Origin of the sequence: Pseudomonas sp. TH39(2020) (assembly GCF_016650715.1) — a bacterium.
GTDB lineage: Bacteria > Pseudomonadota > Gammaproteobacteria > Pseudomonadales > Pseudomonadaceae > Aquipseudomonas > Aquipseudomonas mandelii_C.
Genome location: NZ_JAEKFF010000003.1, coordinates 531,699 through 545,450, shown reverse-complemented (window position 1 = coordinate 545,450; position 13,752 = coordinate 531,699). Strand labels below are relative to the sequence as shown.

8 protein-coding genes are annotated in these 13,752 nt (G+C 59.3%); 4 read left to right on the top strand and 4 right to left on the bottom strand.

The window, feature by feature from the left end:
- Positions 1-21 precede the first annotated feature (21 nt).
- From JFU47_RS04780 to JFU47_RS04765, 4 genes are all read right to left on the bottom strand, one after another.
- Positions 22-1,443, bottom strand: coding sequence for an efflux transporter outer membrane subunit (locus JFU47_RS04780; protein WP_129444247.1), 1,422 nt, complete (start codon positions 1,441-1,443; stop codon positions 22-24).
- Complete coding sequence (locus JFU47_RS04775; protein ID WP_201181429.1) at positions 1,440-4,622, bottom strand: efflux RND transporter permease subunit; 3,183 nt, start codon at positions 4,620-4,622, stop codon at positions 1,440-1,442. Before JFU47_RS04775 ends, JFU47_RS04780 begins: the two co-directional genes overlap by 4 nt.
- Before the next feature lie 12 nt (positions 4,623-4,634).
- Positions 4,635-5,888, bottom strand: coding sequence for a multidrug efflux RND transporter periplasmic adaptor subunit MexE (gene mexE / locus JFU47_RS04770; RefSeq protein WP_033054979.1), 1,254 nt, complete (start codon positions 5,886-5,888; stop codon positions 4,635-4,637).
- Between the two features lie 311 nt (positions 5,889-6,199).
- The gene (locus JFU47_RS04765; protein WP_008156370.1) at positions 6,200-7,117 is read right to left on the bottom strand and encodes a LysR family transcriptional regulator; all 918 of its coding nucleotides are present in this window, start codon (positions 7,115-7,117) and stop codon (positions 6,200-6,202) included.
- A 267-nt stretch (positions 7,118-7,384) separates the two neighbouring features.
- Here JFU47_RS04765 and JFU47_RS04760 point away from each other — a divergent pair, with 267 nt between their 5' ends.
- The 4 genes from JFU47_RS04760 to pgm all read left to right on the top strand — a co-directional run bounded on the left by JFU47_RS04760 (position 7,385) and on the right by pgm (position 13,700).
- Positions 7,385-8,407: a zinc-dependent alcohol dehydrogenase family protein gene (locus JFU47_RS04760; protein WP_201181427.1), complete on the top strand. Its 1,023-nt coding sequence runs from the start codon at positions 7,385-7,387 to the stop codon at positions 8,405-8,407.
- A gap of 576 nt (positions 8,408-8,983) precedes the next feature.
- Positions 8,984-10,474, top strand: coding sequence for a hypothetical protein (locus JFU47_RS04755; protein WP_201181425.1), 1,491 nt, complete (start codon positions 8,984-8,986; stop codon positions 10,472-10,474).
- A gap of 67 nt (positions 10,475-10,541) precedes the next feature.
- Positions 10,542-11,942, top strand: coding sequence for an aminotransferase-like domain-containing protein (locus tag JFU47_RS04750; RefSeq protein WP_201181423.1), 1,401 nt, complete (start codon positions 10,542-10,544; stop codon positions 11,940-11,942).
- 111 nt (positions 11,943-12,053) lie between these two features.
- Complete coding sequence (pgm, locus tag JFU47_RS04745) at positions 12,054-13,700, top strand: phosphoglucomutase (alpha-D-glucose-1,6-bisphosphate-dependent) (RefSeq protein ID WP_140682763.1); 1,647 nt, start codon at positions 12,054-12,056, stop codon at positions 13,698-13,700.
- The last annotated feature ends 52 nt before the right edge of the window (positions 13,701-13,752 follow it).

The window sequence follows — 13,752 nt, the reverse complement described above, 5'->3', positions numbered from 1 at the left end:
CCAAAGGAGCTCGTTAAAACTTTACTTGCTGGCGACCGTCTCTGGTTGCCAGCCACCGCCCAGGGCTTTGTAAATCGCGACAATGCCGCGATACAGATCGACTTCGGCCTGGGCCTGAGTGTCTTCGGCCGCCAGGCGCTCACGTTGGGCGTCGAGCAGGACGAGGAAGTCCGCAGTGCCTTCTCGGTAGCGAATTTGGGCGAGGTCGGCCGCGGCGCGGCTGGATTCGCTCTGACGGATCAGCGAGATCAAGCGTTGTTGACGTTTGCCGTAGTCGCTAAAGGCGTTTTCCGATTCTTCCAACGCCAACAGTACTTGCTGCTCGTAGGTCGCCAGGGCGCCTTCGGCATCAGCATCGGCACCACGTAGACGGGCGCGCACGCTGCCAAGGTCGAACGCCGCCCAGGTAATGCTTGGACCCAGTGCCCAGGCGTTGGCCGCCGAGGAACCGATTTGCGAACCGCGCCCGGCGGTGAAGCCAAGGAACCCGCTGAGGCTGACCCGTGGGAACAAATCAGCCTTGGCCACGCCGATACGGGCGGTGGCGGAGGCCAGTTTGCGCTCCGCGCTGAGAATGTCCGGGCGACGTTGCAGCAGTTCACCCGGATCGCCGATCGGCAGGGCCTTGGCGATCGCCGGCAAGTCTTTTGGACTCAGGTCGACGGTCAGCTTATCCGGCCGCTCACCCAACAGGGTGGCGATGCGGTTTTTCTGCCGAACCTGTTCGGCCTGCAATTGCGGCACGCTGGCTTCGACAGATGCCAGGCGCGCATCGGCACGGACCACATCGAGCTGATCGCCGACGCCGGCATCACGCAGGCTGACGGTGATCTTGCTCGATTCCTGCTGGTTGTTCAGGTTGGCCAGGGCGATCTTTTCCCGCAGCTGCGCACCGCGCAGTTGACCGTAGGCATCTACCAGTTCAGCAATCATCGAGACTTGCAGTTGGTACAGATCGGCTTCAAGCGCTTGCTGTTCGGCGTCGGCGGACTCCAGGTTGCGCTGGATACGGCCAAACAGGTCGATCTCCCACGCCATGTCCAGGCCCAGGTCGTAGCGTTCGCTATTGACTCGCTTGGTGGTCTGGCCCGGGATCTGACCCTTGGCCAGGTCACTGCTGACCCGGCTGGTGATGGTTGGCATGGCGTCATTGCTGACGTCATCGCGAATTGCCCGGGCTGCTTTCCAGCGAGCGAAAGCTACGCGCAAATCACGGTTGCCTTGCAGCGATTGAGTCACCAACTGGTTGAGGGTCGGGTCTTCGAACTGCTGCCACCAGATGCCTTCGAAACGCGAGCGGTCGTAGTTTTTCTGACCGGCGCTGCCATCGGTGGCGGTGGTGATGTTGGCCGGCTCAGTGGCTGGGGTCTTGTAGTCCGGGCCGACGGCACAGGCACTCAGGGCCAGTACCAGAAGGCTCGGCAGGAAGGCTTTCAGGCTCATTGTTGCGCCTCCAGTTTCAGGGCCTTGGCCGCTTTGCGCTTTTCACCGCGCTCCACAAAGTTACGAATCAATACGTAGAACACTGGTGTTAGCAACAGACCGAAGAAGGTCACCCCGAGCATCCCCGAGAACACCGCCACACCCATGGCATGACGCATTTCGGCACCAGCACCGCTGGAGAAGACCAGAGGCACAACACCCATGATGAACGCGAAGGAGGTCATCAGGATCGGCCGCAGACGCAGGCGGCAGGCTTCCAGTACCGCGGCGAGCGGGCTGAGGCCTTCGTCCTGCTGTTTGTCCTTGGCGAACTCGACGATCAGGATCGCGTTCTTACACGCAAGCCCCACCAGTACGATCAGACCGATCTGGGTGAAGATGTTGTTGTCGCCGCCCGAAGCAATCACACCGGTAATAGCCGACAGCAAGGTCATCGGTACGATCAGGATCACCGCCAGTGGCAGGCTCCAGCTTTCGTATTGAGCCGCGAGTACCAGGAACGCCAGCAGTACGCAGAGCGGGAACACGAACAGTGCGGTGTTACCGGACAGAATCTGCTGGTAGGTCAGGTCGGTCCACTCGTAGGTCATGCCGTTCGGAAGTTCTTCCTTGAGCAGTTTCTCGATGGCTTTTTCGGCCTGGCCGGAGCTGTAGCCGGGGGCTGCTGCACCGTTGATTTCCGCAGTGATGAAGCCGTTGTAGTGCATCACGCGGTCCGGGCCCGAGGTGTCGCTGACCTTGATGAAGGTCGCCAGCGGGATCATCTCGCCTTTGTTGTTACGCACTTTCAGCTGACCGATCTGGTCCGGTTCAAGACGGAACTGCTGCTCAGCCTGAACGTTGACCTGATAGGTACGACCGAAGCGGTTGAAGTCGTTGGCATACAGCGAACCCAGGTAGATCTGCAGGGTGTCGAAGATGTCGCTGACGGCCACGCCGTGAGTCTTGGCTTTTTCCCGGTCGATAGCCGCATCGACCTGTGGCACGTTCACGGTGTAGCTGGTGAACAGGGCGGCCAGTTCCGGCACGTTGTGGCTTTTGTTGATGATGTTCATGGTTTCTTTGTACAGCTCGTCGTAGCCCAGGTTGCCCCGGTCTTCGATCTGCAGGCGGAAACCACCAATGGTGCCCAGGCCTTGTACCGGCGGCGGCGGGAAGATCGCCATGTAGGCTTCTTGAATCCCGGCGAACTGGCCGTTCAACGCCCCGGCAATCGCACCGGCGGACATGCTTGGGTCTTTACGTTCGTCGAACGGTTTCAGGGTCACGAACACGATGCCGGCGTTGGGGCTGTTGGTGAAACCGTTGATCGACAGGCCCGGGAAGGCCACGGCACTTTCCACGCCTGGCTGTTTCAGGGCCAGGTCGGACATGCGTTTGATTACGTCTTCGGTACGGTCCAGGCTCGAGGCATCCGGCAGTTGCGCGAAGGCCACCAGGTATTGCTTGTCCTGGCCGGGTACGAAACCGGTCGGGGTGTTGGCGAAACCGAAGAAGGTCAGCACCATCAGGCCTGCGTACAGCAGCAGGGCGATGCCGCTGCTGCGGATAACCCGGCCTACCGTGCCGACATAACCATGACTGGCCTTGTCGAAGAAGCGGTTGAACGGACGGAACAGCCAGCCACCAAAGATCTTGTCGAGGACCTTGGAGAAACGGTCCTTCGGTGCGTCATGGCTTTTGAGCAACACCGCAGCCAGGGCGGGCGACAGCGTCAGCGAGTTGAACGCCGAGATCACGGTCGAGATCGCAATGGTCAGGGCGAATTGCTTGTAGAACTGTCCGGTCAAGCCGGAGATGAAGGCCGCCGGGATAAACACCGCACACAGCACCAGCGCTGTCGCGATGATCGGACCGGTCACTTCACGCATCGCACGTTTGGTTGCTTCGACCGGTGTGAGCCCCAGTCCGATATTTCGTTCGACGTTCTCCACCACCACAATGGCGTCGTCCACCACGATACCGATGGCCAATACCAGGCCGAACAGTGACAGGGCGTTCAGCGAGAAGCCGAACAGGTGCATCACGGCAAACGTACCGATCAGCGAAACCGGCACCGCCACCAATGGAATGATCGAGGCGCGCCAGGTTTGCAGGAACAGGATCACCACCAGAACAACGAGGATCAGCGCTTCAAAGAGGGTGTGAACCACCGCCTCGATGGAGCCGCGCACGAAGATCGTCGGGTCATAGACGATGCTGAAGTCCATGCCTTCCGGGAAGCTCTTTTTCAGCTCCGCCATCTTGTCGCGCACTTCGTTGGAGATTTCGATTGCGTTGGAACCAGGGCGCTGGAAGATCGGGATCGCCACTGCCGGCTGGTTGTTCAGCAGCGAACGCAAAGCATATTGGCTGGAACCCAACTCAATGCGAGCGATGTCTTTCAGGCGAGTGATTTCACCGTTTTCGCCGGAGCGAATGATGATGTTCTCGAACTCTTCTTCAGAAACCAGACGACCTTGGGTGTTGACCGACAGCTGGAACGCGGTGGCATTCGGCGCGGGTGGCGCACCCAGTGCACCGGCAGCCACCTGACGGTTCTGTTCACGGATTGCAGTCACGACGTCAGTGGCGGTCAGGTTACGCGAAGCGGTCTTGTTCGGATCGAGCCAGACCCGCAGCGAGTAGTCGCCCATACCGAACAGTTGCACGTCACCGACACCGCCCAGACGCGCCAGCTCATCCTTGATGTTGAGCAAGGCGTAGTTGGACAGGTAGAGCATGTCGTAGCGTTTGTCCGGCGAGGTCAAGTGCACAACCATGGTCAGGTCGGGCGAAGCCTTGTCCACGGTGATACCGATGCGCGTCACTTCCTCGGGAAGTTTTGGCTCGGTCCGGGTCACGCGGTTCTGCACCTGTACCTGTGCGTTGTCCAGGTCAGTGCCCAGCGCGAAGGTGATGGTCAGGGTGATCTTGCCGTCAGCGGTGGACTGCGAGGACATGTACAGCATGTTCTCGACGCCGGTGATGGCTTGCTCCAATGGAGCGGCCACGGTTTCACCGATGACTTTAGGGTTGGCACCCGGGAAGTTGGCGCGGACCACAACAGTCGGCGGAACCACTTCCGGGTATTCGCTGATCGGCAACTGGAACAGCGAGATGGCGCCGGCGATCAGGATCAGCAGCGAAAGTACCGCTGCAAAGATCGGCCGTGAAATGAAGAATTGGGAAAAATTCATTGTAGAGATCCCTTAACCGCGTGGTGTCGCAGCAGCCAGTTTCACAACCGAACCCGGCGCGACCTTGGCAGGTGCGACTTGGGGCAGGTTGCTGGCTTCCAGCGCTTGTCGTTGTTGTGCGAGTGCCGCGAGGGTTTGTTCACTGGCCATCGGGATCACTTCAGGGGTGACCGGCGAGCCAGGGCGAACCCGTTGCAGCCCCTTGACGATGACGGTGTCGTCCTTGCTCAGGCCGCTGCGCACGATGCGCAGACCTTCGATCTTCGGACCCAGCTCGACCGAGCGGTAAACCGTTTTGTTGTCGGCATCCATCACCAGCACAAACTTTTTACCCAGATCGGTACCGACCGCTTCGTCGTTGATCAGCACGGCGGAATAGGTGCCGCTGCCGACCAGTTTCAGACGGGCATACAAGCCTGGGGTGTAGGCGCCGTCGCTGTTGTCGAACACGGCACGACCGCGGATGGTGCCGGTTTTCGGGTTGACCTGGTTGTCGACGAAGTTCATCACGCCCTGGTGTGGGTTGCCGTCTTCGTTGGAGAGGCCGAGGTAAACCGGCGTGGTAGCACCGCGTTTGCCCTGGCGAGCGAGCTGGGTGTATTTGAGGAACACACGCTCGTCAGCGTCGAAGTAGGCGTAGACCTTGTCGGTGGACACCACACTGGTCAGCGCGGTGGTATCGGCGGTCACCAGGTTGCCGGCGGTGATTTCTGCGCGGCTGACGCGACCACTGATTGGGGCGGTGACGCGGGTGAAGCTCAGGTTCAGTTTGGCCAGGTCCAGTTGCGCCTGGAGGGCACCGACGGCGGCGCGGGCTTCTTGAGCAGCGCTGGTACGCGAATCGGCCAGCTCGGCGGAAATCGCGTTGCTGGTGCGCAGACGCTCACCGCGTTGGGATTCGTTTTCGCTGCGGGTGGCGTTGGCGCGGGACTGGGCAACCAGGGCTTCGAGGCGGCGGACCTCGGCCTGGAATGGACGCGGATCGATCTGGAACAACAGGTCGCCTTTCTTGACCAAAGCGCCTTCAGTGAAGGCCACTTCATCGATCTGACCAGAGACCCGTGGACGAATTTCTACAGTTTCCGGCGCTTCGAGGCGCCCGGTGAATTCGTCCCACTCGTTAACCGGTTGTTCCAGCACCTTGGCCACGCTGACCTTGGCTGCGGGCATAGTGGCGGCCGTGTCCGGAGTCTTGCCACAGGCGCTCATCACCAGTACGGCCAACAGAGCCAACGGGAAGCGTAAATGTTTGAGTGATTGTTCCATGGATGCATCCGCCAATGTATTGAGAATGGACGGATGATGCTCGGCGAGGTTGTATCGCACGAATCGAATGAGGCAAAGGTAACTATCATTCGGAATGATATAAGCGCCAGCCAAGCTCTCTAGCATGCACCTTTCGTTAGGCGGCTATCAATTGGATTGATGACAATTCTGTGTTGCGGGGAATGCAAAAGTAAACCGAGTCACGGCCTTCGCGAGCAGGCTCGCTCCCACAGGATTTGTGAATCCCGCAAACCAATGTGGGAGCGAGCCTGCTCGCGAAGAGGCCATCAGTGCCGATACAACAATCAGGGTCAAGCGAGACTATCCGGATCCCCAAAGAACATCTGGATCCTGGACCGCAACCAACGTTCGCCCGGATCATTATCCTGCGACCCGCGCCAGGCCATGTGCAATTCAAAACTGCGCACCGGCAACGGCGGGTCTTCAGCCCGCACACCACCGGCCGCCGTCAACGCTTCAGCCGTGTAATCGGGCACGGTCGCGACAATATCGGTCCCGCTGATGAGTGTGCTGAGTCCGTTGAACTGCGGCACCGCGAGCACCACATGTCGTTTGCGCCCGAGCTTTTCCAGTTCTTCATCTATAAAGCCGCTCAGGTCACCGGCGAACGACACCAGCGCATGAGGCCGTGCGCAGAAATCATCCAGGCTCAACGGCCCCGGCACCGTGTCGGCCCGCAACAGCTTCGGCATGCTGCGGCGCAGTACTTTGCGCTTGGCGTTGGCCGGCAGGTCGGCGGTGTAGCTGACGCCGATGGAAATTTCGCCCGAGGCCAGCAGGCTCGGCATCAGGATGTAGTTGGCCCGACGCACCACCAGCACGATCCCCGGTGATTCGGCGCGCAGGCGCTTGAGCAGCATCGGCAGCAGCGCGAACTCGACATCGTCCGATAGACCGATGCGAAACACCGCGGTGCTGGTCGCCGGGTCGAATTCCGCCGCACGGCTGACTGCGGTGGAAATCGAATCAAGTGCAGGCGAGAGCAGGGCGAAAATCTCCACCGCCCGGGCGGACGGTTCCATGCTGCGGCCGGTACGCACGAACAACGGATCATCGAACAGCCCACGCAGGCGCGAGAGCGCCGCACTGATGGCCGGCTGGCCGAGGAACAGTTTCTCTGCAGCGCGGGTCACGCTGCGTTCGTGCATCAATGTTTCGAAAACGATCAACAGGTTCAGGTCGACACGACGCAGGTCATTACGATTCATCTGGAGTCCTGGCAGAGTCATCAAGCTTGACGAGAGCGACCATATGAGAACAATGGCCGGCATGAATATTAAGGGGAAAGGCTGCTACTCTGCACCGAGTAATTCAGTTTTCCTGAAATGGCTGCTTCGGTTTTACGGCATTTGATGATGTCACCGGCGCTGCGGAATCAATGACAGGCATGTCGACTATTAATAGCCACTGATAGTCTTGGGTAGAAAGCCCAGATAGAGTTCAGGGCATTAGAGGTTTCTTTGACGAGGTTTGCGATGTCCCGCACGATCCGTTTTCACAAGTTTGGTCCAGCCGAGGTGCTCAAATGCGAAGAGCATGCGGCCGCTCTCCCTGCTCCGGGCGAAGTGCAGGTGCGCGTCGAGGCGATTGGCATCAGCTGGTACGACATTCTCTGGCGCCAGAACCTGGCCTCGTCCCACGCTCGTCTGCCTTCAGGCCTTGGCCATGAAATGTCCGGCGTCGTGACGGCTGTTGGCGAGGGCGTCGATGATCTGGCAGTCGGCGACAAGGTCGCCAGCTTCCCGGCTGAAAGCCCCAACGATTATCCGGTCTACGGCGAGCAGATCGTTCTGCCGCGTACGGCACTCACCCGTTACCCGGACGTGCTCAGCCCGATCGAAGCCAGCGTGCATTACACTCCGCTGCTGATCGCTTACTTCGCTTATGTCGATCTGGCACGGGTCAAACCCGGGCAATTCGCCCTGGTGACCGACGCCAGTCACTGTGCCGGTCCGTCCTTTGTACAGCTGGGCAAGGCTCTGGGTATCCGGGTCATTGCCGCAACCAAGACCGCGGAAGAGCGTGAGAATCTGCTGTCCCTGGGTGCCGAGAAAGTCATCGTCACCGAAGAACAGGATCTGCTGATGCAGATCAACAAGATCACCGACAACCGTGGCGTGGACGTTGTGTTCGACGGTCTCGGCGGTCCACAGATGTCGTTGCTTGGCGATGTGCTTGCACCTCGCGGCAGCCTGGTGCTGTACGGTCTGCAAGGTGGCAACCAGACGCCATTCCCGGCCTGCGCAGCGTTCCAGAAGAACATCCAGTTCTTTGTGCACTGCATCGGAAACTTCACCGGCAAGCCTGAACTGGGCATCATCCAGGACCAGGTCGCACTGCAACGCGCCTTGCGCGACATCAACCAGATGACCGCCGACCGCGTGCTGCTGCCGCTCAAGACTCGGGTCTTCCCGTTTGCCGAGTTTGTAGAAGCACACCGCTACATGGACGAATGCCCATGCCGCGAACGGGTCGCCCTCCAGGTCGAGCCTGCATAAGCCCTTCAAATAAGCCCCCTCTGCAAGAGTCCGTGCCCACGGACTCTTCTGTTTTCAGCACCTGCCAAAATGAGACGTCCCATTGCCCCGTCAATGGGTCAGTTCAGCAACTGAACTGGTTTTTGCTCTCAATCTGTATCTTCTAATCATCATATAAGCCTTGATAATTGAATGATTACTTTCATCTCAAGGAATGAGTCATGGCTGGGTATCGGCTTGATACTTTTCAATACACACTGTTAATACATATCCGACCAATAGTTCGTCGTTGCGCAGTTGCCAAAAAAACATGGGTGACTTCTTTCTCTATTTCTTGTGCTAATTGTCTGTGGGACGCTGTCGGACGTTTCCTAGGATGTCGCTCGCAGCCGCAAGAGGCCAGCTCTACAGGGGTTCGCAGCCACCTGTCTCTGACGGGGGCAGGGGAGACTTCTAGTTATTTCAAATAATTACTAAAAGCTTAAGTGCTAGCATTTGGCAATAACGTCCAGTACTTCAATCGTGGCAAGCAACCCATTGCGCAATGCATGTCGTTGTTGGCGCGATATCGAACTTACAAGCATCAGGTAAATGAAGATGACCAATATCCATGACCAAGCGATGAACTATGTCTATCAGCAAGTGCTGCAGCGATTGCTGAGTTTCTTCTCGCGCGCCGAACGCACGGCATTGCAGCTGATGATTCAGCGACTGGTGGTGGCCGCCGGGGGCATGGAGCGTATTGGCGAATACAAGGTACTGGCGATTCAGTCCGGGTCCCGCGACAGTTGTTACACCCTGGCGCTGCTGCGCGCTGCACAGCTGAGTATCGCCGGCCGGGCGCCAGCGACATTCCAGTTGCGAGTGGCATCCTTGCGCTTGAACGGCGCAAGCCCGACGGCCCTGGAAAACATCCATCGCAGCTACAGCGCCTTGTTCCTCTACGACGATCCTCGGGTCGAATTGTTGATGGTTGATAACCGGGAAGTCCTGCCGTTCAACCACCTGGCGCCGATTTCCGAAGGCGGCCGTGAGTCGAGTCGGCTCAATCTTTTGATGGTTGGCCATTGTCGCGCCTGGAACGGGCCGCTTGATCTATGGGACGACGGGTATCTGGCCACCGGTGAGTTCTATGGGCAAATAGCTCGTTGGGACAGCGGTGTCGATGCATTGATCAGCAGCGACTCACCTCGTCAGCAGAAGCAGTTTCTCGACGGGTTGAAACGTGCTGCCGCCAAGGCCGGGCTCAAGACCTCGAATCACCACGAAACCGGCTACGAGGCGCTTTTCGCGCTGCTCGATGAACTGGGCAGCGACTGCTACCGCGCTTTTTATGCTGAGCATAGGCAGGTTGCGTGGCGTCCGGCCGAACGATTTGAGGCCTGTCGTCGCGCCACGTACATCGACATTCACGACTTGCTGGTCAGCAATCTGGAAGAGCGCTGGCCGCTGCTCACACAGTTTCTCGGTTTTCAACCTGACGAACTGGCGGCACAGCTCAGCGACAACGAGTACGTCAGCCTTTCTATCTCTGCACACATGCGGGGTTTGCAATCGTGCTTCATGCACGGCCGCGGCTACGAGACGGGTGTCGCCGAATACCTGCAACGGGCATTGGTGATGATGCGGCGCAAACAACTGGCGGAACGGTTGTGCGAGCAAGCGGTAGAGGCGTTCGGCAATCCGGCGACATTGGCCGAGCAGCGCGTGCTGGCAACGGCCGAGGCTCAAAAAAACCTTGGCCTGAGCGAGGCTCAACTGGTGTGCCTGCTCTTTTCACCTTTCGTCGAAAATGGCGCGGCGCTTGAGCGCTTTCTGCGCGAGTGCCACCCCGGCATGCTCGTGGCGATGCCTGATTTGCACCGGGCAATGCAAGGCAATCCGGTGTCGGAGCAGGTTCTGCAATGGATGACCGACGTCAGCGGGTTGCCTGTCAGTTTGATCGGCAAGCTTTACCGCATGGGCCCGGTGTCTGCGGATGAGGGTAGGGCAGGCGCCCCGGAACTCGGCGGCGCAGGTTTGCAAGCCGAAGCAGCCGACTATGACGACGACACGGCGGTGGCGGATGAATGGTCAGCGGGGCGCTGAAAGTGCGCGGCTTGACAGATTCCTTGACGATGCATGATGACGTTCACACGGCATTCGGCCCTCACCCATGAAAGGGCCACGAGAAACTGACTTCGCGTATCAGGCGGTGTACCGATATCTGACTAACCTGATCAACGAACCGGTCAGTGACACGCGAGTCCGTCTGCCTTCGTTGCGACAGTTGGCGGAGCGTCTGAGCGTGTCGATCTCGACCATTCAGTACGCTTATTCGCTGCTGGAGAAGGAAGGGCGCGTTTATTCGGTGGCCAAGTCCGGATATTACGCGTTACCGGTGTCCTCCATCAGCACGCTCAGCAGCGGCAACGACCTGCTCGAAACCGTTTATGTCAACGCCAGACGCCCCGGAATGCTGGTCTTGAGCGCCGATGAACCGGCGTTGTTGCAACCCCTCGACAGTCCGTTGTTACTGCTGGAACGAGAACTGCTGCGCCAGTATCCGCGTCAGCCGCAACCGTCATCGCAACCTTGCGGCGAGCTGGAGTTGCGCATTGCCCTGGCAGCGCGCTACACCACCTCGCCGCTGCGCTGCTGGCATGCCGACGATGTCTATATTGGCGCCGACCTGCGTGGCGTGCTGGAAATGCTGATCGCTGTGTTGAATCTCAAGGACGCCACGGTGTTGGTCGAGTCGCCGTGCGACTGGGCGATTCTGCGATTGCTCCAGGCTGCGCAGGTGCGAGTGATCGAGTTGGCGGTGCAATCCAGCGGTGGCCTGGACGTCGAATGGCTCAAGGAGCTGCTGGAGACCGAGCCGGTGCGGCTGGTGATGGTTTCATCCGGGCTGAACATGCCGCGAGGCAGCCTGGCACCCGACGACAACCGACAAGTCGTCGCGCAGTTGCTGGAGCGACATGGCAGTTGGGTGTTGGAAAACGACTGCTACGGCGAACTCGGATTCGAACCGGACGGCCAGCGGTTTCGCGACTTGCTGGACCCCGATCGGCTGATCGTGTTTTCCACCTTCGAGAAAGTCATCGGACCGGAGGCGCCATACGGCTATCTGCTGACGCGGCATTTCAGTGCTGAACTGCAACGGTACTTTCTGCTGCGTTCGTTCCGCTTGTCACCGATTCGCCAGAAAGCCATCGCTCGCTTGTATGGCAATGGACGTGTCGATCAGCACCTTCAGGTATTACGGCGGATGCTCAAGGACCGCAAGGTGCAGATGACGCAGCTGTTGCAGGAGCGTCTGGGAGATGCCTTGCACTTTGTCGAACCCCAGGGCGGTGCAACCATCTGGGTTCGTTCGCTGCGCCAGGTCGATGTACGTCGGGTGTTCCAGCGCCTGCTCAAGCACCAGGTGGTGATCGCACCGGGAGAGCTGTTCAGTCTCCAGGGCTTGCATGCGCAACACTTGCGCCTGAGTCACACCTTCGGCGGTGATCACGATCTTGCCGCGGCAATGGGCTTGTTAGGGGACGCCTTGCGTCTGGAGTCGATCGATTGAACGGGGTCACACACCCTGTGTGACACTCATGGATCGATCCCATCGCACTGCGGTCAAACTGCCAGTAAACTGCGTTCCTATTCCTGAACCACTAGACTTCAGAGGTTTTGCATGACACTCAGTCCTTTTGCGGGCAAACCGGCACCGGTAGAACTGTTGGTCGACATCCCGCGACTGGTAACGGCCTATTACACCGGTCAGCCCGATGCCGCCATCTCGACCCAGCGCGTCGCTTTTGGTACGTCCGGGCATCGAGGGTGCTCGTTCGATTTGAGTTTCAACGAATGGCACGTTCTGGCGATCAGCCAGGCAATCTGCCTGTACCGCGAAGCCCAAGGCATTGACGGCCCGCTGTTCGTCGGCATCGATACCCATGCGTTGTCCACCCCGGCCGGTGCCAGTGCCCTTGAAGTGCTGGCCGCCAACGGCGTGACGGTAATGATCGCCGAAGGTGACGAATACACCCCGACACCGGCCATTTCCCACGCCATTCTTTGTTACAACCGCGGGCGCACGTCGGGCCTGGCGGACGGCATCGTCATCACGCCGTCGCACAATCCGCCGCAAAGCGGTGGCTACAAATACAACCCTACCAACGGTGGCCCGGCCGATACCCACATCACCAAGTGGATCGAAGCCAAGGCCAACGAACTGCTGAGCAACAAGCTCGCCGGCGTCAAGCGCATCAGCTACGAGCAGGCGCTGAAGGCCAGCACGACCCATCGTCACGATTACCTCAATACCTACGTCGCCGACCTGATCAACGTGATCGACTTCGACGCCATCCGTGATGCCAAGCTGCGTCTGGGTGTCGATCCGCTGGGTGGAGCAGGGGTGCGCTACTGGTCGGCGATTGCCGAGCATTACCGTCTGGATCTGGAAGTGGTCAACAAACAGGTCGATCCGACCTTCCGCTTCATGACGGTCGACTGGGATGGCCAGATCCGCATGGACCCATCGTCCACCCACGCCATGCAGGGCCTTATCGGTCTGAAAGAGCGTTTCGACGTAGCATTCGCGTGCGACCCGGACCACGATCGCCATGGCATCGTGACCCCGTCCGGTGGTTTGCTTGCGCCGAACAACTACCTCGCCGTATCGATCGATTACCTGTTCCAGAACCGTCCGCAATGGCGCGCCGATGCGGCCGTGGGTAAAACCGTGGTCAGCAGCGGCTTGATCGATCGCGTGGCAAAACGTTTGGGTCGTCGCCTGTACGAAGTGCCGGTCGGCTTCAAGTGGTTTGCTGACGGCCTGTTCGACGGCTCTCTGGGCTTTGGCGGCGAAGAAAGTGCCGGTGCTTCGTTCCTGCGCAAGGACGGCAGCGTCTGGTGCACCGACAAGGACGGCTTGATCCCGGCACTGCTGGCCGCAGAAATGACCGCCCGCACCGGCCGCGACCCAAGTCAGGCCTATCGCGCCTTGACCGATGAACTGGGCGAACCGTTCTCGGTGCGCGTCGATGCCAAGGCCAACCCTGAACAGAAGGCACTACTGAGCAAACTGTCGCCGGACCAGGTCACCTCGACCCAACTGGCGGGCGAAGCAATCCAGAGCATCCTCAGTCACGCACCGGGTAACGACCAGGCGATCGGTGGTCTGAAAGTCATGACCGAGAATGGCTGGTTCGCGGCGCGTCCGTCGGGCACCGAAGACATCTACAAGATCTACGCTGAAAGCTTCGTCAGTGACGAACACCTCAAGCAATTGGTGGCAGAAGCGCAAACACTGGTGGACGGCGCGATCTCTGCGAAGTAATCCAGAATGTAAAAAGGGGCGGCCATGACGGTCGCCCCTTTTTTTGTCCCGC

Bases quoted from the DNA above. Each gene is read 5' to 3' on its own strand.
- JFU47_RS04780 (WP_129444247.1), bottom strand. From the start codon at position 1,443: ATGAGCCTGAAAGCCTTCCTGCCGAGCCTTCTGGTACTGGCCCTGAGT.
- JFU47_RS04775 (WP_201181429.1), bottom strand. From the start codon at position 4,622: ATGAATTTTTCCCAATTCTTCATTTCACGGCCGATCTTTGCAGCGGTA.
- mexE (WP_033054979.1), bottom strand. From the start codon at position 5,888: ATGGAACAATCACTCAAACATTTACGCTTCCCGTTGGCTCTGTTGGCC.
- JFU47_RS04765 (WP_008156370.1), bottom strand. From the start codon at position 7,117: ATGAATCGTAATGACCTGCGTCGTGTCGACCTGAACCTGTTGATCGTT.
- JFU47_RS04760 (WP_201181427.1), top strand. From the start codon at position 7,385: ATGTCCCGCACGATCCGTTTTCACAAGTTTGGTCCAGCCGAGGTGCTC.
- JFU47_RS04755 (WP_201181425.1), top strand. From the start codon at position 8,984: ATGACCAATATCCATGACCAAGCGATGAACTATGTCTATCAGCAAGTG.
- JFU47_RS04750 (WP_201181423.1), top strand. From the start codon at position 10,542: ATGAAAGGGCCACGAGAAACTGACTTCGCGTATCAGGCGGTGTACCGA.
- pgm (WP_140682763.1), top strand. From the start codon at position 12,054: ATGACACTCAGTCCTTTTGCGGGCAAACCGGCACCGGTAGAACTGTTG.